A 21,787-nucleotide genomic window follows, 5' to 3' on the forward strand; every position below is an offset into this window, starting at 1 on the left:
CGGTTCGATCCGTTGCTGACAGCGGTTTCCGACCGCGAGACCGCAGCTGCGCGTCGAGACACGGGTTTTCCGTCGGGGTCTCGCCGCGCAGACCGGGTCTCGCCGTCTGCGGCGGCTCGCGTAAGGTCGTACGGTGCCCGACGCCTCCGCCCTCGCCCGCGCCGAATCGCTCATCGGCTCGATCCCCGATTACCCGCAGCAGGGGGTCGTGTTCCGCGACATCACGCCGTTGCTGGCGGATGCTGCGGCCCTCCGCGCGACGATCGATGCCCTCATGGAGCCTTTCGCCGGGCAGTTCGACGTGGTCGCCGGCATCGAGGCCCGAGGGTTCCTCCTCGCCGGCGCGGCGGCCGCCGCCGCCGGGGTCGGGTTGGTGCCGATCCGGAAGGCCGGGAAGCTGCCGCGCCCCGCAGCATCCGTCTCGTACGCCCTCGAGTACGGCGTCGCTGCGATCGAGATGCACGACGATCTGCCCCGCGGAACACGCGTGCTGCTGCTCGACGACGTGCTGGCCACGGGCGGCACGCTCGCCGCGGGCCGCGAGCTCGTGCACGCCCTCGGCAGCGAGGTCATCGGCACGGCTGCCCTGCTGGAGATCGACGTGCTCGGTGGTCGTGCGGCTCTGGGTGACGCCCCGCTGCACTCCCTTTTCCACGTCTGACAACGACCTTCCGCTGAGAGGCCAAGACACCCGGAAGCCCCCACAGGGTCGTCCGGGTGTCTTGGCCTTTCAACGCTCCCCGGCGCCGCGGTCAGACGAACGCGGGCAGGTCGAGCCAGGCGTCGGGGGCGGGGGCGGCGCCATCGCGCGTGACCGTGCCCTCGATGAGGCCGTAGGGGCGGTCGGCGGCGAAGAAGACCTCGTTCGGATTCTCGAGGCCGAACGACGACAGGTCGACGACGAAGTGGTGCTTGTTCGGCATCGCGAAGCGCACCTCGGCGATCTCGGGGCGCGCCTCGATCGCGGCCCTGCCCATCTCGAACAGCGTCTGCTGCAGCGCGAGCGAATGCACCGACGCGAACGTGGCCAGCAGCACCTCGGTGACCTCGGCGTACAGGCCGTCGTAATCGATGCCGGCCTCGACCGCTTCGGGAAGGAAGCGCCAGCGTCCCGTCACCGAGGTCGCCATGATGCGGTCGTCGGTCTCGACGAGGGTCGTGTAGCGATCGCGCGGGAAACCGGCGAACTCGCTCCCGGTGGACTTCAGCACCGTGAGGTCTTTCACCCCGCCGGTCACGTGCACCGCGCCGTCGATCGACTGCACGGTGGCGAGGCGGGTGCCCTGCCCCTGCCGCACGAACGAGTGGTCGTGCGGCACGCCGTCGACGAGGATGCGCTCCCACGCGTACTGCTCGGCCTGGAAGAGTCCGCCCTCGATCCACTCGAACGACGAGGTGAAGTGCTCGGCGAGCAGCAGAAGGAATTCCTCGGGCGAGCGGATGCCGTGTTCCTTCGCGAAGGCGAAGACGGTGTTCTTCTGCGTGTCGGTCGCCACGACCATCGAGTTGTCGCCCGTGAGGTACGCCGACGCGAGGGCGGCCCCCCGCAGCTGCGACGTCACATTCAGGTCGACGATCTCGTGCCGGGCGGAGTCGCGCACGACGCGCACGACCCGGTTCTCGGCCTTGCCGTACTTGTTGGCGCCAAGACTGACGCTCACTTCCGTCATAGTCAGCTCCCGCGGTAGGTCGAGTAGGCGAAGGGGCTCAGCAGCAGCGGCACATGCAGGTGCCGGCCCGAGCCGTCGACCGTGAAGGTCACGGCGACGTAGGGGTGGAACGTCGGTGTATCACGGGCGGCGAAGTACTCGCCCGTGAGGAAGGTCAGCGTGTAGTCGCCGGGCTCGAGGGCCTCGGGGCCGAGTGCGAGCCTCCCGTCGGCGTCGGTGGAGCCGTGAGCGACGATCGCCCCGGCGGCCTCCGCGGTGACGGCCCCGCCCGATGCGTGGGCGAGCACGACCGACACCTCGGCGGCGGGGTTGCCCGTCGCCGCGTTGAGCACGTGCGTGGTGAGGTGGGTCATTCCTGCTCCTCCGGAAGGGTGGGCGCCGCGAACGTCTCGCGCAGTCGCAGCAAGGCGATCTCGGCCAGCTGCGCGGTCGCTTCGCGGGTCTCGGTCTCGGGGTCGTTCGACAGGCGGCGTTCGAGCTCGGCGAGCATCTCCGACGGCGTCCGGCCGGCGGCGCGAATGAGGAAGACCCGGCCGAACCTCTCCTCGTATCGGGCGTTGCCCTCGGCGATCGCGCCGACGACGTCATCGCCCGCGGCCGACATCGAGGCCTGCTCGCGGCGCGAGGCCGAGGCCGCGGCGTCCGCGCCCGTCACGCGAGCCCCGATGCGGGGGTGATGGGCGAGGGCTGCCTCCAGATCGGCGGGCGTCCACTGCTGCGCGAGCGCACCCGCATAGGCCGCGAGGGCGTCGACCGAGCCGAACGGGCGACCCGTCACGATGGCGTTCACCCACCCGTCGACCTCGGCCCAGACGCGGGCGGTCGCGGTCGCTGAGGCCTCGTCGGCCGCGTCGAATTCGCTCAGTTCCATCCCGTCACCGTATCGAGCGCACATTTCGGGCGAACGGCGGAAATGTTGCCCTGGGTAACATCCGGGAAACGCAACGCACCTAGCGTGGTCGTCATGACCGCGTTCCCCGCCCTGCCCACCACGGTCGCCGCGCGCCGTGTCTGGACGGGCGCCGCCTTCGTGCCGGCCACCGTCCACACCGTCGGCGGGGTGATCGCCGCCGTCGACGCCTTCGACCCGCGCGCCGACCTCGTGCTCGCCGACGAGACGATGCTGCTTCCCGGCCTCGTCGACTCCCACGTGCACCTCGACGAGCCCGGGCGCACCGAGTGGGAGGGCTTCGCGACCGGCACGGCCGCCGCGGCCGCCGGCGGGGTGACGACCCTGCTCGACATGCCGCTGAACAGCGTGCCGGTGACCACCACGGTCGACGCTCTCGCCGACAAGCGCGACGCCGCGCGGGGCAAGCTCGCCGTCGACGTGGGGTACTGGGGCGGGGCGGTCCCCGAGAACCTGGGGGCCCTGTCCGAGCTGGATGCGGCGGGAGTGGTCGGCTTCAAGTGCTTCCTGTCGCCATCGGGCATCGACGAGTTCGGGCATCTCGCGCTCGACCAGCTCGAGGCGGCGCTCGCCGAGATCGCCGGGCTCGGCAGCATCCTCATCGTCCACGCCGAAGACCCCTCGCACCTGCACGCCGACGGCCCGCTCGGCGAGGTGTACGCCGACTTCGTCGCCTCGCGTCCGCCGCAGAGCGAGCGGGAGGCGATCCTCGCGGTGATCGACGCGTCGCGGCGCACCCGCGGCCGGGCGCACATCGTGCACGTCTCCGACGGCGGGGCGCTCGATGCGGTGCGCGCGGCCAAGGCCGAGGGCGTGCCCCTCACGGTCGAGACGTGCCCGCACTACCTCACGCTCCGCGCGGAGGACGTGCCCGCGGGGGCGGCGGAGTTCAAGTGCTGCCCCCCGATCCGCGATGCCGCGAACCAGGATCTCCTCTGGGAGGGCCTCCTCGACGGCACGATCGACGCGATCGTCAGCGATCATTCCCCCTCGACCGTCGACCTCAAGTCGTCTCCCGACTTCGGCCTCTCGTGGGGAGGCATCTCGGGTCTGCAGACCGGATTCGCCGCCGTCCACACCGAGGCGCGCCGCCGGGGCGTGCCGATCGAGCGGCTGCTTCCGCTGTTCACCACCGGCCCCGCCCGCATCGGCGGCCTCGCCGGGCGCGGGCGGATCGCGGCCGGCGAACCCGCGCACCTCGTGGTGTTCGATCCCGACGCCGTGCGGACGGTCGACGCCTCCGCCCTCGAGTACCGCAACAAGATGTCGCCGTGGCACGGGCAGGAGCTGCGGGGCGTCGTCGAGGCGACCTACGTGCACGGCGGGCTCGCGTACAGCGCCGACGGTGTCGTCGAGCGGCGGGGGCGTGAGATCCTGGCCGGATCCGCGTCACTCGCGGAGTGAGGAGCGAGCGGTGACGATCGAGATCCTCCAGCCCGGCACGGGTGAGACCCCGGGCGACCATTACCTTCCCGCCTCGCCCGAGACCGTGCGGTGGGGCCGGCTGCCGTGCGAGACGGATGCTGCGGTGCTCACCATCGCACCGGGCGAGACCGTGACGATCGACACCGTCTCGCACGAGGGCATCCTCGATGACCAGGGGAAGGATCCGCTCGCGTTCTTCGCGGCCCACGGGGTCGCGGCCTCCGCGGTGCTCGACGATGCGGTCGAGATCGCCGCATCCGTCACCCGAGACCCGGCCGCCGACGGCCCGCACGTCGTCACCGGGCCGATCAGGGTCGAGGGCGCCGAGCCCGGGGACCTGCTGAAGATCACGGTCGTGAAGCTCGTGCCGCGCGTGCCGTACGGCGTGATCTCGAACCGTCACGGCAAGGGTGCCCTCGTGGGGGAGCTGCCGCGCGGGGCGGGCAACGTCAGCGTCTTCAGCCCGGTGGTCGAACGCGACGGCGAGCTGTTCGGGAGCCTCCCCGTGGTCGAGGGCGGCGAGCGGGTCGTGACGTTCCCGCTCGCACCGTTCCTGGGCACGATGGGCGTCGCCGTCGCGGGATCTGACCGCCCGCACTCGGTGCCGCCCGGGGCGCACGGCGGCAACATCGACATCAACCTGCTCGTCGAGGGCACCGTGCTCTACCTGCCGGTGCAGGTGGCCGGCGCCCTCGCGTACGTCGGCGACCCGCACTTCGCGCAGGGCGACGGCGAGGTCGCGTTGACCGCGCTGGAGGCGTCGTTGCGCGCGACCCTGCGGTTCGACGTCGTCGCGAGGGACGACGCCCTCGCCGAGTTCGGCGAGATCACCGGGCCGCTCGTGCGAACGGCCGAGTTCCTCGTTCCCACCGGGCTCGATCCCGATCTGGATGCGGCGATGCGGGCGTGCGTGCGCGCCGCCCTCTCGCTGATCCGGGCGCGGTGGGGTCTCGACGAACACCTCGCGTACGCCTACCTGAGCGCGGCGACCGACTTCGACATCTCGCAGGTGGTCGACATCGTGTGCGGCGTGCACGCCCGCATCCGCGAGTCCGACTTCGCGGCGGTAGCGACGGCGGGAGACGCGCGATGAGCGACCCCGATCTTCCCAAAGGCCAAGACACCCGGACGACGCCCGACCCCGCCCCGGGTGTTGTGGACTCTCACGCGGGGAGCGAGATCCCCGCCGACCTGCTCGCGGCGTTCGAGGCCTACGAACGGGCGCTCATGAGCGACGACGTCGAGGTGCTCGACGCCGCGTTCGCCTCGGGTCCCGAGGTCATGCGGGGGGATGCTGCGGGGCTGCTCGTCGGCGACGACGCCCTCCTGGCCTTCCGGAAGCTGCGCGGCGGGGTCGCCCCCCGCACGATCGAGCGCGTCGAGTACCGTCCCCTCGCCGAGGGGGTGGCGCTCCTAGTGTCGGTGTCGCGCTTCGGGGGCGGCGGAACCGGGCTGCAGACGCAGGTCTGGCAGCGGCTCGAAGGACGCTGGGTCATCACGGCCGCGCACGTCACCGGCCGAGCCCAGGCGCTCGACCGCGCCGTGTGGCGTCAGGTCGGCGACCCGTTCCTCCAGGGCGCCTGGGAGGGGCCGCTGGCCGGGCTCACCGTCGCGGTGAAAGACCTCTTCGCCATCAAGGGCTTCCGCATCGGTGCGGGAAACCCGGCGTACCTCGAGAGCGCGCGGGCCGAGGCGACGACCGCCGCCGCCGTCTCCGACCTGCTGCGCGGGGGTGCGTCGTTGCGCGGGATCGCCCGCACCGATGAGTTCGCGTACTCGATCGCGGGCGACAACCCGCACTACGGCACCCCGCCCAACGGCGCCGTCCCGGGGGCTCTCCCCGGCGGCTCGTCGAACGGGCCGGCGTCGGCGGTCGCGACCGGCCAGGCCGAGATCGGTCTGGCCACCGACACCGCCGGATCGGTCCGCGTGCCCGCGTCGTACCAGGGGCTGTGGGGGCTGCGCACGACCCACGGGCTCGTGCCGCGCCAGGGTCTGCTGCCGCTCGCGCAGTCGTTCGACACCGTCGGGTGGATCACCCGCGACGGCGAGACCCTGCAGCGCGTCGCCGACTGGTGCCTGAGCTACGACGGGTCGGAGTCGACGGAGAGCGTGTGGGGGGAGTCCGGGCCCGACCTGCCGTGGCGTCTGCGCGTGCCGGCCGAGATCCGCGCCGACGCCGACCCCGCGACGGGCACCGCCTTCGACGCGCTGGTCGCGGCTCTGGCCGCCGTGCCCGACGGTCCCATCGTCGACGAGGTGCCGATCGGCGACCTCGCCGCGCCCGCGGCGGCGTTCCGCGCGGTGCAGGGCGCCGAGGCGTGGCGCAACAACGGCGAGTGGCTGGAGGCGCATCCCGGTGCGGTCGGCCGCGCTGCGGCCGAACGCTTCCGGGCGGGTTCCGCCGTGACGGCCGAGGGCGAAGCATCCGCCCGCTCCTCCCTGGCACCCCTGCGCGACCGCCTCGAGTCCCTCGTGCGCGACGCGGTGCTGATCTTTCCCACGGTGCCCGGCCCGGCACCCGCTCGCACCGCAGACCCTGCCGGCATCGACGCGACCCGCGCGGCGACGCTGCGCATGACCGTGCCCGCCGCCGTCGCGGGCCTTCCCGCCGTCTCGGTGCCGCTGCTCACCGTCGCCTCCCCCCTGGGCCCCGCCCCGGTCGGGGTGTGCCTCGTCTCGCGCGCCGGGACCGACATCGCCCTCGTGCGCCTGGCCCGCCGCCTCGCATCCCTCGCCCGTCGAACGGAGACCCCATGACCTTCCCCGCACCGATCGATCCGCCCGCGCGTCTGCTGATGGGCCCGGGGCCGATCTCGGCGTATCCGAGCGTGCTGCGGGCGATGTCGGCGCCTCTCGTCGGTCAATACGACCCGTTCATGACGGCGACGATGACCGAGACCCAGGAGCTCTACCGCCAGGTCTGGGCGACCGACAACGACGCGACCGTGCTCGTCGATGGCACCTCTCGCGCGGGGATCGAGGCCGCGATGATCTCGCTCGTGCGGCCGGGTGACCGCGTGCTCGTGCCGATCTTCGGTCGCTTCGGGCACCTGCTCGCCGAGATCGCCGAGCGCGCGATGGCCGAGGTGCACACGATCGAGGTGCCGTGGGGTGAGGTGTTCCCCGTCTCGGCGGTGCGCGAGGCGATCGAGCGCGTGAAGCCCCACCTCCTCGCGCTCGTGCAGGGCGACACGTCGACGACGATGCTGCAGCCCCTCGAAGAGATCGGTGAGCTGTGCCGGGCGAACGGGGTGCTGTTCTACACCGACGCGACCGCCTCGCTCGGCGGCAACGCGTTCGAGATGGACGCCTGGGGACTGGATGCGGCGACCGCGGGCCTGCAGAAGTGCCTCGGCGGGCCGTCGGGGTCGGCCCCGATCAGCCTGTCCGAGGCGGCGGTGGAGGTCATCCGCTCGCGCACCCGCATCGAGGCCGGCATCCGCGAGGCCGGGGACCCGACGGCGGCCGACTTCGTGCGCTCGAACTACTTCGATCTCGGCATGATCCTCGACTACTGGGGCCCGCGTCGCCTCAACCACCACACCGAGGCGACGACCATGCTCTACGGCGCCCGCGAGTGCGCCCGCGTGCTGCTGCTCGAGGGCCGCGACGCCGTCATCGACCGGCACCGTCTGCACGGCGAGGCGATGCTCGCGGGGGTGCGCGGGCTCGGCCTGACCGTCTTCGGCGACGTCGCCCACAAGATGAGCAACGTCGTCGCCGTCGAGATCCCCGAGGGGGTGCCGGGCGATGCGGCGCGCACCGCGATGCTCGACGACTTCGGCATCGAGATCGGCACGTCGTTCGGCCCGCTGCACGGGCGAGTATGGCGCATCGGCACGATGGGCTACAACGCCCGCACCGACGCCGTGCTGCAGACCCTCGCCTCGCTCGAGACGGTGCTGCGCCGCTTCGGCGCCCCGGTGCCCGCCGGCGGCGGGGTCGAGGCCGCGAACGACGTCTACCGGGCGGCGAGCTGACGGGTGCAGAGCCGACTCCGGGTGGAGCCCGACCGCCTCGCCGCTGCCGCCCGCCGGGTGATGCAGCGCTGCGACGAACTCGCGCGCGTCACCTCGACGCCCGGGCGCATCGAGCGGGTGTACCTCTCCACCGAGCACGCCCGCGTCAACAGGCTCGCCGCCGAATGGATGCGCGAGATCGGCATGACCACCCGCCAAGACGCCGCGGGCAACCAGGTCGGCCGCCTCGCCCCATCGACCGGCTCGGCGACCCCGCGCGATGACGCGCCCGCCCTCATGATCGGCTCGCACCTCGACACCGTGCCCGACGCGGGGCGCTTCGACGGGATCGTCGGCGTGCTGATGGGCCTGGAAGTGGTGCGGATGCTGCGCCGCATCCGAGACGACGGACTCGCCGTCTCGCCGCTCCCGTTCGCTCTGGAGGTCGTGGCTTTCTCCGACGAGGAGGGCACGCGGTTCGGCAAGGCGCTTCTCGGATCGTCGGCGGTCGCCGGCACGTGGGACGACGCCTGGTGGTCGCTCGCCGACGCCGACGGTGTGACCCTGAGACAGGCGTTCCTCGAGTTCGGCCTCGATCCGGGCAGGGTCGGGGAGGCCGCGCGCCGCCCCGACGAGCTCGTCGGCTACCTCGAGGCGCACATCGAACAGGGGCCGGAGCTGCACCGCCGCGGCGAGGCGCTCGCCGTGGTGTCGTCGATCGCCAGCGCGCGACGGTTCCAGCTCGTCGTGGAGGGCGAGGCGCGGCACGCCGGCGGAACCCCCTACGACATGCGACGCGATGCCCTGCTCGGGGCGAGTGAGATCGCCCTCGCCGTCGAGCGGATCTGCCGCGGCGAGCACCACATCATCGGCACGGTCGGGCAGCTGGAGGCCTTCCCCGGGGCGGTCAACATCGTGCCCGGCGAGGCCCACCTCTCGGTCGACCTGCGCGGGGAGTTCGACGGTGCGCGCGACCGGGTGTGGGACGCCATCTCGCGCGAGGTCGACGAGGCGATGGGTCGCCGCGGACTCCGCTGGCACGCTCGTGAGGTGCACAACGCCCCGGCGGTGTTCTGCGCGCCGCTGCTGCAGGACGTCGTGCGCGCGGGCATCCGGGGCCCCGGGGCGGAGGAGCCGCCCGAGATCTTCAGCCGCGCCGGGCACGACGCGATGTCGATCGGCGCCATCACCGACGTCGGGATGCTGTTCCTCCGAAACCCCGACGGGATCAGCCACCACCCCGACGAGTCGGTGTCGACCGCCGACGTCGAGCGGGGGATCGCCGCGCTCGCCGAATCGGTGCTTCACCTCGCCGCCGAGCCCCGCTGAATCCGAGAGATCGACGCGTATCGACCCGCACACCTGTAACGGCGGCGAAACATCGCGCCAGTGTTCGTGAAATCTACATCGCCTAGCGTCGGGGTCACGCGCAGTGTCGAGGCCCAGGGCGTGCGCGTTCCCACCCGAAGCACCACATCCGTCAGGAGTGTTCATGTCCTTCCTTCTTCCCCGGCGCGCCAAGCGCCTCGCCGCAGCCCTCGCCGGTATCGCCGTCGCGGCCGTCGCCCTCTCCGCCTGCGCGGGCAGCACGACCGAGACCGCCGGCGGCGGCGAAGCATCGGCCAGCGCCGACGGCTTCGGCGACATCACGCTGCAGCTCAGCTGGATCTTCAACGAAGAGTTCGCCGGTGAGTACATCGCTGACTCCAAGGGCTACTACACCGACGCCGGCTTCTCGTCGGTTCAGCTGGTCCCCGGCCCCTCGGGCGGCGTTCCCGAGCTCCTCAGCGGCACCGCCGACATCGCACTGAGCGACTCGGTGCAGGTCGGCGCGGCCGTCGCGAACGAGTCGGCACCGCTGAAGATCATCGGCGCGACGTTCCAGGCGAACCCCTTCACGGTGCTCTCGCTGAAGGACGGCGGCGACATCGCCACCCCCGAAGACCTCAAGGGCAAGAAGATCGGCGTCCAGGACTCCAACCTGACGCTGTTCAACGCACTGCTGGCCGCGAACGACATCGACGCCTCCGAGCTCACGATCGTTCCCGTGCAGTACGACCCGGCACCGCTGATCAACGGCGAGGTCGACGGCTTCGTCGCCTACCTCACGAACGAGGCGATCTCTGTCGAGATGGCGGGCACCGCCACGACCAACCTGCCCTTCGCCGACAACGGCCTGCCGTTCGTCGCCGAGACGGTCACCGTGACCGACGACACCATCGCGAACAACCGCGAGATGCTCAAGGCGTTCCTCGTCGCCGAGATCAAGGGCTGGACCGACGCGCTCGCCGACCCGCAGGCAGGCGCCGACCTCGCCATCGAGACCTACGGCACCGACCTCGACCTCGACCCGGCCAAGACCCTCGCCGGCTCCGAGGCCCAGAACCTCCTGGTCGTCTCGGACGAGACCGAGGAGAACGGCATCTTCACCATCTCCGATGCGCTGCAGGCGGAGACCATCAAGAGCCTCGAGGGAGCGGGGATCATCCTCGAAGCATCCGACCTCTTCGACCTCAGCCTGCTGGCCGAGGTCTACGAGGAGAACCCGGATCTCGTCGCCTACGCGGGCTGAGATCCCTTTGGGAGTGCAATTGTGACCGATACGGCCACCGAGACCGGTGCCCAGGGGACGACCCTGGGCACCGGCCTGCAGATCACCGGACTGAACAAGGTCTTCAGCGTCGGACGCAAGAGCGTCGTGGCGCTGCAGGACGCCAACCTCCACACCGACCAGGGAACGTTCCTGGCCCTCCTCGGTCCATCGGGGTGCGGCAAGTCGACGATTCTTCGGATCCTCGCCGGTCTGGAGGACCCGACCAGCGGCACCACCCGTGTCGACGGCAAGAGCCCGAAAGAGCTGCGCCGGGGCAACGAGCTGGGCATCGCGTTCCAGGACTCGGCGCTCCTGCCGTGGCGCAGCGTGCAGTCGAACATCCAGCTGCCGTTCGAGGTCGCGGGCAAGCCCGTCGACAAGGCCTACGTCGCCGAGATGATCGACCTGGTCGGGCTCAAGGGCTTCGAGAAGGCCAAGCCCGCGCAGCTGTCGGGCGGCATGCGCCAGCGCGTGTCGATCGCGCGCTCCCTGATCATGAAGCCCTCGGTGCTGCTGTTCGACGAACCGTTCGGCGCCCTCGACGACATGACGCGGCAGAAGCTCAACCTCGAGCTGCTGCGCATCTGGACCGAGAAGCCCGCGACGACCCTCCTGGTCACGCACGGCATCTCGGAGGCGATCTTCCTCTCCGACCAGGTGGCCGTCATGAGCCCGCGTCCGGGACGCATCAAGGAGGTCATGACCATCGACCTCCCGCGTCCGCGGACCCCCGAGATGATGCGCACGCCCGAGTTCCACGCCTACGTCGATCACGCGCAGGAACTGCTGTTCGGCGTCGGAGGCGCCGCCGCCGATGACCATTGACGCGCCCGCGACGAAGAGCCCGGGCGCTCCCGCCCCCCAGGGCTCGAAGCCGCGCGCGATCCAGTGGGAGGACATCGCGCTCCCCGCGTGGCTGACCGGAGCGATCGGCGTCGTCGGCATCATCGCGGTCTGGTGGATCCTGGCAGCGACGGTGTTCTCGAACGTCGGCCCCGGCGGGGTGCAGGCCATCCCGACCCCGCTGCAGGTCGTCGTGGAGTTCTTCGACACCGGGTGGGAGTTCTACGCCAAGAACTTCGGCATCACGCTCACCGAAGCGGGCATCGGCTACCTCTGGGGCAACGGCCTCGCCCTCGTGCTGGCCGCGCTGGTGCTGATCGTGCCGCGCCTGGAGGGCGTGGTGATGCAGATCGCGATCATCACGTACTGCATCCCGATCGTCGCGCTGGGTCTGCTCCTGACCGTCATCGTGCCGATCCCGACGGCCGGGCAGCCCTCGACGACGGCCGTGTTCCTCGCAGCGCTGAGCTGCTTCTTCACGACCGTCGTCGGTGCGCTCCTCGGGCTGAAGGCCGCCGACAAGGCGAGCCTCGACCTCATCACCGTTTACGGAGGCTCGCGGCTCACCCAGCTGCGGAAGGTGCGCCTCATTGCCTCCCTCCCCGCGATCCTCAACGCCCTCCAGATCGCGGTGCCCGCCGCCTTCCTCGGTGCGGTGCTGGGAGAGTTCTTCGGAAAGATCACCGTCGGCGTCGGTCCGGCGATGATCGCCGCCCAGCAGGCCCTCAACTCTGCCCGGGTGTGGGACATCGCCCTCGCCTCCGGAGCGGTGGCCCTGCTCGGCTACGCGCTGCTCGGTCTCATCTCGCGGGCCGTGGCGCCCTGGTCGAAGGGAGCATCCCGATGAGCATGGACACCCTGCCCGCGGTCACCGTGCCCGGCGGCGCCGAATCGATCGCGAAGCTGAACGCCGAGATCCGTCGTGAGGCGACGAAGTCCACCGTGCGCGCGCTCACCCGTGCGCTCCTGACCTTCGTGCTCACGATCGTCGCCGTGCTCGTCATCTGGGTCGGAGCCCTCGGGGTCTTCCAGGTGTCGGCCTACGTCGGCAAGGGACCGATCGACGTCTGGAACTTCCTCTTCACGGTGCCCAACGCCGAGGCGAACCGGGCGCAGCTGTTCGGCCAGCTCGGGGTGACCCTCGGTCACTCGTTCGTCGGGTTCGCCGCGGGCCTCGTGGTCGCGCTGCTGGTGGCGATCGTGTTCCAGCTGAGCAAGGGCATCGAGCACGCGCTCATGCCGATGGCGATGCTGCTGCGCTCCGTGCCCCTGGTTGCGATGGCGCCCGTGATCATCCTCATCTTCGGTCGCGAGTTCGCCTCGGTCGCCGTGATCGGCGGAATCGTCGTGCTGTTCCCGGCCCTCGTGAACATCGTGTTCGGCCTCAAGTCGGCCTCCCCGCAGATGAACGACCTCATCGCCGTGTACGGCGGCAACTCCTGGACGCGACTGCGCAAGGTCGCCCTGCCGAGTTCGCTGCCGGAATTCTTCGCGGCGGTGCGCATCTCGGTGCCCGGCGCGATCACCGGCGCGCTCCTGGCGGAGTGGCTCGCGGTCGGCGGCGGCATCGGCGGTGCCGTGGGCGGCTACATCGCCGGGGCGCAGTTCTCGGCCGTGTGGACAGCCGTCGTGCTGGTCACCGGCACCGCGCTCATCCTCTACAACCTCGTACAGATCGTCGAGTCGGTGGTGCTCGCCCGCATGGGCATGGCAGACCGGTCCTGACGCATCCCGCCGTCTCCGCCGCATCCGTCCGCCCGAAAGGACACTCCCGCATGACCTCCCTGACCGACTTCGCCCTCGGCCTGCCCAAGGCCGAGCTGCACCTGCACCTCGAGGGAACGCTCGAGCCCGAGCTCAAGTTCGACCTCGCCGCGCGCAACGGCATCGAGCTCGCCGAGAAGACCGTCGACGCGGTGAAGGCGACATACGACTTCACCGACCTGACGAGCTTCCTCGCGGTGTACTACCCGGCGATGAACGTGCTGCAGACGGCCGACGACTTCCACGACCTCGCCTGGGCGTACCTGCTGCGCGCGAAGGAGCAGGGCGTCGTGCACGCGGAGATGTTCTTCGACCCGCAGGCGCACACGAGTCGCGGGGTGCCCTTCGGCAACGTCATCGGCGGCTACCGTCGGGCAGCGGTCCGCGCCGAGAGCGAGCTGGGCATCTCGGCCGAGCTGATCCTCTGCTTCCTCCGCGATTTCTCGGCCGAGCACGCGATGACGACGCTCATGGAGGCGCTGCCGTACAAGGCGTGGATCATCGGTGTCGGCCTCGACTCCGACGAGCGCGACAATCCGCCCGGAAAGTTCGCCGACGTCTTCGCCCGCGCGAAGGCCGAGGGGTTCTTCCTCACGATGCACTGCGACATCGACCAGGTCGGTTCGGTCGACAACATCCGCGCGGTCATCGAGCAGATCGGGGTCGACCGCATCGACCACGGGACGAACATCGTCGAAGACCCCGCGCTCGTCGCCCTCGCGAAGGAGCGCGGCCTCGGGTTCACCACCTGCCCCGTGTCGAACTCGTTCGTGACCGAGCAGATGAAGGCCGACGAGATCGTCGGGCTCCTGCGCGAAGGACTGCGCGTGACGGTCAACTCCGACGACCCGGCCTACTTCGGCGCCTACGTCGGCGAGAACTACGTCGCCCTCGCCGAGCAGGCGGGCCTCTCGCAGACCGACCTCGTGCAGCTCGCGATCAACTCCTTCGAGGCGTCGTGGCTCACTCCCTCGCGCCGGGCCGCTTTCGTGGCCGCGGTGGAGGCGTACGCGACCGACCACGGAGTGGCGCTCCCCGCCTGAGGCCGACATGACGACGACGGTCGAGGGAGCGGTGCACGACGAGAGGGCCGCGAGTCTGCGCCTGGGCGCGCACATCCGCCTCCTGCGTCACGCCCGCGCGATGACGCTGGTGCAGCTCGCCGACGCGACCGATCTGTCGCATCCGTTCCTCAGCCAGCTCGAGCGCGGTCTCGCGCAGCCCAGCCTGTCGACCCTTCGACGTGTGGCGGTGGCACTGGAGACCAGCCCGATCGAGCTGATCGCCGCCGCCGACGCCCCCGACGAGAAGGCGGCCGAGGTCGAGGTGCATCGATCGGACGAGCGGCTGGTCGACGACGGGTTCGCCGCGGCCCCGGCCCGCACCCTCGCGCACGGGACGAGGCCGATGCATCCGCTCGAGGTCGTGGGCGAGAACGTCTCGGCGGGCGAGGCGTACGTGCACGCCGAGGACGAGTTCGTCTACGTGCTGGCGGGAGCCGTTCGCGTCGACCTCGCCGGCGAGATCCAGACCCTCGGTCGAGGCGACTCGGTCTACTACCGGGGCGGGGTGGCGCACCGCTGGTGGTCGGCGACGGGGGAGGCCTACCGGCTGCTCGTGGTCAAGCAGGGGCCGAGCGGATGGCGCAGCGCATGATCTCGTACGCCGATTACCTGCAACTGCTGCCGAAGACCGAGCTGCACTGTCACTTCGTCTCCACGATGTCGGCCGCGCTGTTCGTCGAGCTCGCCGCGAAGCACGGCGTCGACCTGCCGTCGAGTGACCCGGCCACACTCTTCGACTTCGACGATCTCGTCGACTTCCTCGTGGCCTTCCGTTATGCGCACGACGTCATCCGCGACCCCGACGATTTCGAGCGGGTGGCCTATGACGGCGTGCGCTCCGCGGTCGCCGACGGCAACCTCCGCTACCGCGAGTACTACGTCAATCCGCAGTACTTCGCCGAGCGGGGCCTGTCGTACACGCAGGTGATCGATCCGATCATCACGGGACTCGAGCGGGCCGAACGCGATTTCGGCGTCGGCTTCCGCATCGTCGTCGCCATCAACCGTCGCGAGTCGGGGGATGCGGCGGTCGAGCTCGTGCGGCAGATCCTCGCGCACCCGCGTCGGGCGGTGGTCGGGCTCGGACAGGACGACCTCACCCCCGAGAACACCGAAGACCCCACGCGGTTCGCCGACGCCTACCGCCTCGCCGCCGCGCACGGCCTGCTTCTGACCGCCCACGTGGGCGAGACGGATGCGGCGTCCCCCGCGGCCGTCCGCGAGGCGATCGAGGTGCTCGGCTGCCACCGGCTCGACCACGGCTACCGCATCGTCGACGATCCGGAGGTGGTCGCGCTGGCACGGGGCCGCGGCATCCGTTTCACCGTCACCCCGGTGTCGACGACGATCTGCTCGGGATGGACCCTCGACCCCGCCCACCGCATCCGCCGCATGATCGACGCGGGGCTCGCCGTAGCGGTCTCGACCGACGACGCGATGTTCTTCCGCACCGACCTCGGCCGCGAGTACCGCGAGGGACTTCTCGCCATGGGCGTCGACGCCGAGACGGCGAAGCGCATCGCGCTCGACGGCATCGACGCCGCGTTCTGCGACGACGAGCAGAAGCGGATGCTGCGCGCCGACTTCACCGCGCAGTTCCTCGCGCTCGACGCCCTCCTCGAGCGCTGACGCCGGTCGGGCGGTGCGCCGCATCCGTCCGTGGTTCACACGGGAGGAGATGTGCGCACGGGAGGTGCGTTCCGCCGCATCCGCCCTCCGGACTGCACATCCCCTCCGGTGTGCGCGGGCGCTCAGGCGCGCAGCAGCTCGGCGGCCCGCTCGGCGATCGCGACGGTGGGAGCCTGGGTGTTGCAGGTCGGGATGGTGGGCATGACCGAGGCGTCGGCGATCCACAGGCCCTCCAGGCCGCGCACCCGCAGAGCCGGGTCGACGACGGCGAGGTCGTCGGTGCCGATGCGGGCCGTGCCCGAGCAGTGGAAGAACGTGCCGATGTTCTCGCGCACGAAGCGCACCTTCGCCGCGTGGTCGAGGCCGTGCGGCGGGGTGATCGGGCCCTCGGCGAGATCGGCGTAGGCCGCCGTGGCTACGAGGTCGTGCACCGCGTCGACGGCCTCGACCATGGCGGCGAGGTCGGTCGGGTCGGCGAGGTAGTTCGGGTGGATATCGGCGGATGCTGCGGGGTCGGCCGAGCGCACGCGCACCCACCCGGTGCTCCGCGAGCGGTACAGCCCCGGCACGAGCGCGAACACGCGGTTGCCGGAGAGGTCGTGCGCGGCGTGGAGCGCCTCGTCGCCGCGCGAGCCGTGCGCGATGACGGTGTGCAGGTCGGGCCCGGCTTCGGCGTGGGTGCTGCGCCAGTTCAGCATCGCGCCCCCGCCGTTGCCGATCACGGGGCCGAGGTCGGCGCGGGCGCGGAAGTTCATGCCGAGGATCAACGGGTGGTCCTGGAAGTTCTCGCCCACCCCGGGCAGGTCGTGCACGGCGTCGATTCCGGCGGCGGCGAGGCGCACCGGGTCGCCGATGCCCGAGAGCTGCAGCAGACGCGGGGTGTCGAGGGCGCCGGCGGCGAGCACCGTGCGCGCGGCCGTCGTGGTCACGAGCGAGCCGTTGACGACGTGCCGCACGCCGGTGACGACACCGCCTCTGACGACGACTCCGTGCACGGCGCTCCCGACGAGCACGTGAAGGTTCTCGCGCGCGAGCGCGGGCTCGAGGTAGGCCCGGGCGGTACTCCACCGTTCGAAGGCCCCGTCCGCTCCGGCGACCGCGTTGTAGTCGGCGTAGACGGCTCCCTCGTTCGTCGCGCCGTTGGCGTCGTCGAGCACGGGCAGGCCGCGCTCGGCCGAGGCGGCGATGAGGGCGTCGGCGATCGGGTGCACGTCGGCGAGCGGGCCGACGCGCATGGGTCCGTCGGTGCCGCGGAAGGCCGGGTCGCCGCCCGCCCGCGACTCCGAGCGCCGGAAGGACGGCAGGAGGTCGTCGTACCCCCACCCCGTCGCCCCGGCGGCCGCCCACGCGTCGTAGTCGGCGCGGTTGCCGCGGTACCAGAGCATGGCGTTCGTGCTCGAGCTGCCGCCCAGCACCTTGCCGCGGGGCATCGCGAGCGAGCGCCCGAGCACGTGGTCTGTCGGGGTGGAGCGGTAGCCCCAGTCGTACGGCCCGCCGATCATGGCGTCCCAGTGCGCGGCGTCGAGGATCTCGCGCACCCCGCGGTGGTCGGGCCCCGCCTCGATCAGCAGCACCCGCCGGTCGGGGTCTTCCGAGAGGCGGGCGGCCAGCACGCTCCCGGCCGCGCCGCCGCCGACCACGATGAGGTCGTAGTCGGGCGCCGGCGCGGTCACCACGGGCATCAGTTGTGCTCGCTCGGGCCCATGATGCTGATGCCCTCGGTGGCCTCGACGTGTCGGACGAAGATGTACTTGTCTTCTCGGCCGTCGGAGTGCTTGCGTTTGATGCCGGGCTCGAGGATCCCGTCGGTCTTGGCGACGACGATGTACGGCTCGGATGCGGCGAGCCCGGCGGCGCAGTGCGCGTCGAACTCCTCGAGGATCTCGGCCGTGTGCGCCTGGTCGACGCCGGCGCCGCGGGCGATCGCGGCGAGGTCGACGCGCCCCTTCGCGGTGTGGGTGGCCGGCCCACCGATGGATTGGTATTGCTCGTTGTCCCAGACCACGATGAAGAGGTTCTCGGGGCGTTCGTTGCCGAGGGTGGCGAGGATGCCGAGGTTGAACAGCAGTCCGCCGTCGGTGTCGAGCGAGACGATGCGGCGGTGCGGGAGGCCCACCGCGAGGCCGAAGGCCTCGGGGGTGACGCAGCCGAGCTGCTGCTGGAACAGGCTCGCGTCGCGCATGTGCGGGGCGGCGTTGTACCACTCGTCGACCGCGCCGCCGAGGGAGAGGATGACGAGCTCGTCGGCGAGACGCGCGCCGAGGAGCTTCATGGCTTCGAATCGGGAGTAGCTCATCGGACCAGGTCTCCTCCGAGGACGATCGCCGCGTGGTAGTACGAGGCGTAGGCGGTGTCGTAGGCGCGCACGATCGCGGTCTCGAGCTCATCGACGTCGCGCACGATCGTGTAGGGGGTGCGCAGTGCCTGCAGCAGCGGTTCCATCGTGATCCCGTGGGGGATCGCCCACCAGTTGTTCTCGCCCATCTCTCCCCGGTAGCTCATGATCATCACGACCGGGATGCCGGCGCCGAGTCCCATGCGGGCGAGGTGCTCGGTGGCGGCGCGGAGCCCGGAGTTCTCCATCACGAGCACGGCGCGCTTTCCCGAGAGGAAGACGCCGCCGGCGATCGCCGCGCCCTCGCCCTCGTTCGTGACGGGGATGGTGCGGATGTCGGGGTCGGCGTCGAGCGCCGGGTAGAGCTCCTTCAGGAGCGAGTCGGGAAGATAGGTCGCGACGCTCACCCCGGCCCTCTTCAGGCCGCGGATGACCGCGTCGACGGCGTCGGCTCTCATTTCTCGGTGGCTCCCATCTCGTGGTCGTCGGCGGCGCGGGCCGAGAGCCCGTGCGCGCGGTGGGTCGGTGCGAGGCGCGGAGCGCCGGTGAAGCGCTCGCGCAGCGTGAGGGGCGCGGCGGCGGTGGACCGTGGTCCGGTCGCTGAGCCTGTCGAAGCATCCAGACCGTTCCGTGGTCCGGTCGCTGAGCCTGTCGAAGCGTCCAGACCGTTCCGTGGTCCGGTCGCTGAGCCTGTCGAAGCGTCCAGACCCTTCGACAAGCTGAGGGACCGGACGCGTGGATCGGGACCGCCCGCGCGTCCGCGGTCGACGAGGATCGGCAGCACGAGCTCGATGAACGCGCGGTAGGCGTCGAGGCCGCCGAAGGTCGGTTCGAGCATGATCCCGTCGATGCCGGAGCCGTCGACGATGCGCTCGATCTCGTCGGCGACCTCGACCGGCGACCCGGTGACCTGGAAGCCGCGGATCGCCTTCGTGCGGAACTGGTCGAGGATCTGCCCGACGCGCATGTCGGGGTCCTGCCGCGCGTAGCGCTGCACGAGCGTCTGCCCGAGATCGGTCTTGAGGTCCGCGACCCGCATCTCGGGGTCGAGGCCCGTGAGGTCGAGCCCGGTGATGCCCGCGAACATCACGGCCGCGTCGTCGAGGCCGAGGAGCGCCTCGTACTCGGCGCGCAGCATCCGGGCCTCCTCCGAGGTGGGCGCCACCGTCACGGTCATGCCGGTGACCACGGCGACGTCGTCGGCCGCACGCCCGTTCTTCACCGCCTGCTCGCGGATGTCCTGGACGTGGGCGGCGGCCGAGGCGATCGTCTGCCCCTGGATGAAGACGGCCTCGGCGTTGCGGGCGGCGTACGCGCGGCCTCGGTCGGAGGTGCCGGCCTGGAAGAGCACGGGCGTGCGCTGGGGTGTCGGCGGCACCGCGAAGATCCCGCGCGAGCGCTGGAAGCGCCCCTCGACCTCGACGGGCCGCAGCTTCGCGGGGTCGGCGTAGACGCCGCTCGCCCGGTCGCGCACCTCGGCGTCGTCGTCCCAGCTGTGCTCCCAGTACCGCAGGCACGTGTCGAGGAAGGCGTCGGCGGCGTCGTACCGCTCGTCGTGAGTGAGCTGCTCGGTGACGCCGAACAGCTCGTCGGTCGTCGCCTGCGAACTGCCGGTGACGATGTTCCACCCGATGCGTCCGCCGGTGAGCCGGTCGAGGGTGGCGAAGCGGCGGGCCGTGGCGTACGGGCGCTCCACGGTGGTGGGCGACGTCACGACGAAGCCGAGGCTCTCGGTCTCGCGGGCGAGGGCCGCGATCGCGAGCATCGGGTCGAGGGCGGGAAACTGGATGCCGTGCGCCGCCACCTCTTCGGGCATCCGCCCGTCGAGGGTCGCATAGCCGTAGGTGTCGGCGAAGAAGAGGAAGTCGAACCCCGCGGCGTCGAGCTCGCGCGCGAGCGTCACCCAGTGATCGAGGTCGTCCCAGTCGACGCCGCGGCCGCGCGGGTCGGTCCACGTCGGCATCCCGTTGCTGGGGTTCATCATCTCGAAGACCCCGAGCCTGATCCGTTTCATCACAGCACCATCACCACCGTCTTCGTCTCCAAGTAGTTCTCCAAGCCCTGGGCGCCGTTCTCGTAGCCCCATCCCGATTCCTTGTGGCCGCCCTTGGGGAGCTCCGGTCCGAGGAACGAGTGGCAGTTCACCCACACGGTGCCCGCCTGCAGGCGCGCCGCCACGCGGTGGGCGTCGCTGAGACCCTCCGTCCACACGCTCGCCGCGAGGCCGTACGGCGAGTCGTTCGCCCACCCCACCACCTCGTCGAGGTCGTCGTAGGGGGTGACGACCGCGACGGGGCCGAAGATCTCCTCGCGCATCAGGCGCATGTCGGCCCGCACGTCGGTGAGCACCGTCGGCGCGAAGAACGTGCCGGCGTCGCCCGAGCGCTCGCCGCCCGTGACGACGGTCGCGCCCTGCGCCCGGCCCTCGTCGATGAAGCCGGCCACCCGCTCGGCCTGGGCGAGGCTGACGAGGGGTCCGAGGTCGGCGTCGGGGTCGAGACCGTGTCCGAGCCGCAGCTTCTCGCCCGCCGCCGCGATCCCGTCGACGACATCGCGGTAGACCGAGCGGTGGGCGTAGACGCGGGCGCTCGCGACGCACACCTGGCCGCCGTTGTCGAAGATTCCGCGCGAGATGCCGTCCACGGCCTGGGCGAGGTCGGCGTCGGGGAGCACGAGAGCGGGTGACTTGCCCCCGAGCTCCAGGGTGAGCCGCTTCAGGCTCCCGGCGGCGGTGGCGACGAGGCGCTTTCCGACCGCGGTCGAACCGGTGAAGGCCACCTTCGCGACCCCGGGGTGCTCGGCCAGGGCCTGCCCCGCCTCGCCGCCGAAGCCGGTGACGATGTTGACGACGCCGTCGGGCACGCCCGCCTCCTGCAGCAGGCGCCCGAGGTACAGCGCCGTCAGCGGGGTGTTCTCCGCCGGCTTCAGCACGATCGTGCAGCCGGCAGCGAGCGCGGGGGCGAGCTTCATCGCCGTCATGATGAGCGGCGAGTTCCACGGCACGATCGCCGCGACCACGCCGACGGGCTCGCGCCGCGTGTAGGCGAAGACCTCCTTGCCCGGCGGTGTGCGGCTCAGCGACGTCGGAATCGTCTCGCCGACGATCTTCGTCGGCCATCCCGCGTAGTAGCGGAACTGGTTGATCGCGGCGGGCACCTCGCCGAAGCGTGAGGTGCGCACGCTCTTGCCCTGGTCGAGCGTCTCGAGCTCGGCGAGGTCGTCGAGGTGCTCCTGCATCAGGTCGGCGATGCGCCACAGCAGCGCACCCCGGTCGGCGGGCCGCATGTCGGCCCACGACGCGCGGGCGGCGGATGCGGCGGCCACCGCAGCATCCGCGTCCGCACTCGATCCGCGCGCGACCATCGCGAGCGTCTCGCCGGTGGCGGGATCGAGCGTGGCGAAGGTCGCGCCGTCGTGGGCGGGGGTCCAGCGGCCGCCCACGAGGAGGCGCCCCGGGTCGTCGGCCAGGAACGCGGCGACGCGCTCGCGGAGCGCGCCGCGGGTGATCTCGATCGTCATGGGCTTCTCCGTCGCGAGGTGGGGGGCGTGGTCGTGCACGCGGTTGTTCGAGAGGCTACGAAGGCCGTGTTAC

Annotated in this window: 21 protein-coding genes; 13 read left to right on the forward strand and 8 right to left on the reverse strand. The window is 71.3% G+C overall.

All coding sequences use genetic code 11. From position 1 onward, the window contains the following. Positions 1–133 precede the first annotated feature (133 nt). Positions 134–661 carry an adenine phosphoribosyltransferase gene (locus DEA06_RS06040; RefSeq protein ID WP_116647065.1) on the forward strand — a complete coding sequence of 176 codons (528 nt, stop codon included), beginning with the start codon at positions 134–136 and terminating at the stop codon, positions 659–661. Positions 662–752: 91 nt separating this feature from the next. Here DEA06_RS06040 and pucL read toward each other — a convergent pair whose 3' ends face one another. From pucL to uraD, 3 genes are read right to left on the reverse strand one after another with little or no spacing between them, the layout of a single operon-like run. Then, on the reverse strand, positions 753–1,670 hold the full coding sequence (pucL, locus tag DEA06_RS06045) for a factor-independent urate hydroxylase (RefSeq protein ID WP_116647066.1): 918 nt from the start codon (positions 1,668–1,670) through the stop codon (positions 753–755). A 2-nt stretch (positions 1,671–1,672) separates the two neighbouring features. After that, positions 1,673–2,023, reverse strand: a complete 351-nt coding sequence (uraH, locus tag DEA06_RS06050) for a hydroxyisourate hydrolase (RefSeq protein ID WP_116647067.1) — start codon at positions 2,021–2,023, stop codon at positions 1,673–1,675. Then, the gene (gene uraD, locus DEA06_RS06055) at positions 2,020–2,541 is read right to left on the reverse strand and encodes a 2-oxo-4-hydroxy-4-carboxy-5-ureidoimidazoline decarboxylase (RefSeq protein WP_116647068.1); all 522 of its coding nucleotides are present in this window, start codon (positions 2,539–2,541) and stop codon (positions 2,020–2,022) included. The genes uraH and uraD overlap by 4 nt, the downstream gene beginning before the upstream one ends. A 93-nt stretch (positions 2,542–2,634) precedes the next feature. On the opposite strand from uraD, the gene allB reads away from it, so the two are divergent. From allB to add (DEA06_RS06115), 12 genes are all read left to right on the forward strand, one after another. Continuing rightward, complete coding sequence (gene allB, locus DEA06_RS06060; protein ID WP_116647277.1) at positions 2,635–3,984, forward strand: allantoinase AllB; 1,350 nt, start codon at positions 2,635–2,637, stop codon at positions 3,982–3,984. Positions 3,985–3,994: 10 nt separating this feature from the next. Next, positions 3,995–5,098 (forward strand): acetamidase/formamidase family protein, encoded by a 1,104-nt coding sequence (locus tag DEA06_RS06065; protein ID WP_116647069.1) that lies wholly within the window; start codon positions 3,995–3,997, stop codon positions 5,096–5,098. Next, positions 5,095–6,765, forward strand: coding sequence for an AtzH-like domain-containing protein (locus DEA06_RS06070; RefSeq protein WP_116647070.1), 1,671 nt, complete (start codon positions 5,095–5,097; stop codon positions 6,763–6,765). The genes DEA06_RS06065 and DEA06_RS06070 overlap by 4 nt, the downstream gene beginning before the upstream one ends. Then, on the forward strand, positions 6,762–7,988 hold the full coding sequence (locus tag DEA06_RS06075; RefSeq protein ID WP_116647071.1) for an alanine--glyoxylate aminotransferase family protein: 1,227 nt from the start codon (positions 6,762–6,764) through the stop codon (positions 7,986–7,988). Before DEA06_RS06070 ends, DEA06_RS06075 begins: the two co-directional genes overlap by 4 nt. A 3-nt stretch (positions 7,989–7,991) precedes the next feature. Then, the gene (locus DEA06_RS06080; protein ID WP_240606840.1) at positions 7,992–9,296 is read left to right on the forward strand and encodes an allantoate amidohydrolase; all 1,305 of its coding nucleotides are present in this window, start codon (positions 7,992–7,994) and stop codon (positions 9,294–9,296) included. Positions 9,297–9,459: 163 nt separating this feature from the next. After that, positions 9,460–10,539, forward strand: a complete 1,080-nt coding sequence (locus tag DEA06_RS06085) for an ABC transporter substrate-binding protein (protein ID WP_116647072.1) — start codon at positions 9,460–9,462, stop codon at positions 10,537–10,539. 21 nt (positions 10,540–10,560) lie between these two features. Then, positions 10,561–11,385, forward strand: a complete 825-nt coding sequence (locus tag DEA06_RS06090) for an ABC transporter ATP-binding protein (protein WP_183042495.1) — start codon at positions 10,561–10,563, stop codon at positions 11,383–11,385. After that, positions 11,375–12,250: an ABC transporter permease subunit gene (locus DEA06_RS06095; protein ID WP_116647073.1), complete on the forward strand. Its 876-nt coding sequence runs from the start codon at positions 11,375–11,377 to the stop codon at positions 12,248–12,250. Before DEA06_RS06090 ends, DEA06_RS06095 begins: the two co-directional genes overlap by 11 nt. Then, a complete protein-coding gene (locus tag DEA06_RS06100; RefSeq protein WP_240606841.1) occupies positions 12,247–13,128 on the forward strand; it encodes an ABC transporter permease subunit in 882 nt (293 codons plus the stop codon). Before DEA06_RS06095 ends, DEA06_RS06100 begins: the two co-directional genes overlap by 4 nt. A gap of 50 nt (positions 13,129–13,178) precedes the next feature. After that, positions 13,179–14,210, forward strand: a complete 1,032-nt coding sequence (gene add, locus DEA06_RS06105) for an adenosine deaminase (RefSeq protein ID WP_116647075.1) — start codon at positions 13,179–13,181, stop codon at positions 14,208–14,210. Between the two features lie 7 nt (positions 14,211–14,217). Further along, on the forward strand, positions 14,218–14,823 hold the full coding sequence (locus DEA06_RS06110) for an XRE family transcriptional regulator (protein ID WP_116647076.1): 606 nt from the start codon (positions 14,218–14,220) through the stop codon (positions 14,821–14,823). Beyond that, a complete protein-coding gene (gene add, locus DEA06_RS06115; RefSeq protein ID WP_116647077.1) occupies positions 14,808–15,860 on the forward strand; it encodes an adenosine deaminase in 1,053 nt (350 codons plus the stop codon). Before DEA06_RS06110 ends, add (DEA06_RS06115) begins: the two co-directional genes overlap by 16 nt. Before the next feature lie 122 nt (positions 15,861–15,982). On the opposite strand, the gene DEA06_RS06120 is transcribed toward add (DEA06_RS06115), so the two are convergent. Genes DEA06_RS06120 through DEA06_RS06140 form a run of 5 tightly spaced genes read right to left on the reverse strand, consistent with a single transcriptional unit; the run spans position 15,983 to position 21,714 of the window. Beyond that, on the reverse strand, positions 15,983–17,542 hold the full coding sequence (locus DEA06_RS06120; RefSeq protein ID WP_116647078.1) for a GMC family oxidoreductase N-terminal domain-containing protein: 1,560 nt from the start codon (positions 17,540–17,542) through the stop codon (positions 15,983–15,985). Beyond that, on the reverse strand, positions 17,542–18,156 hold the full coding sequence (locus tag DEA06_RS06125; protein WP_116647079.1) for a thiamine pyrophosphate-dependent enzyme: 615 nt from the start codon (positions 18,154–18,156) through the stop codon (positions 17,542–17,544). Before DEA06_RS06125 ends, DEA06_RS06120 begins: the two co-directional genes overlap by 1 nt. After that, positions 18,153–18,653: a thiamine pyrophosphate-binding protein gene (locus tag DEA06_RS06130; protein ID WP_116647080.1), complete on the reverse strand. Its 501-nt coding sequence runs from the start codon at positions 18,651–18,653 to the stop codon at positions 18,153–18,155. Before DEA06_RS06130 ends, DEA06_RS06125 begins: the two co-directional genes overlap by 4 nt. Next, a complete protein-coding gene (locus tag DEA06_RS06135) occupies positions 18,650–20,209 on the reverse strand; it encodes an NtaA/DmoA family FMN-dependent monooxygenase (RefSeq protein ID WP_165817941.1) in 1,560 nt (519 codons plus the stop codon). Before DEA06_RS06135 ends, DEA06_RS06130 begins: the two co-directional genes overlap by 4 nt. Next, on the reverse strand, positions 20,209–21,714 hold the full coding sequence (locus DEA06_RS06140) for an aldehyde dehydrogenase family protein (RefSeq protein WP_116647280.1): 1,506 nt from the start codon (positions 21,712–21,714) through the stop codon (positions 20,209–20,211). The genes DEA06_RS06135 and DEA06_RS06140 overlap by 1 nt, the downstream gene beginning before the upstream one ends. Positions 21,715–21,787: the final 73 nt, after the last annotated feature.

The sequence above is a fragment of the Microbacterium sp. Gd 4-13 genome (assembly GCF_003095395.1).
Lineage (GTDB): Bacteria > Actinomycetota > Actinomycetes > Actinomycetales > Microbacteriaceae > Microbacterium.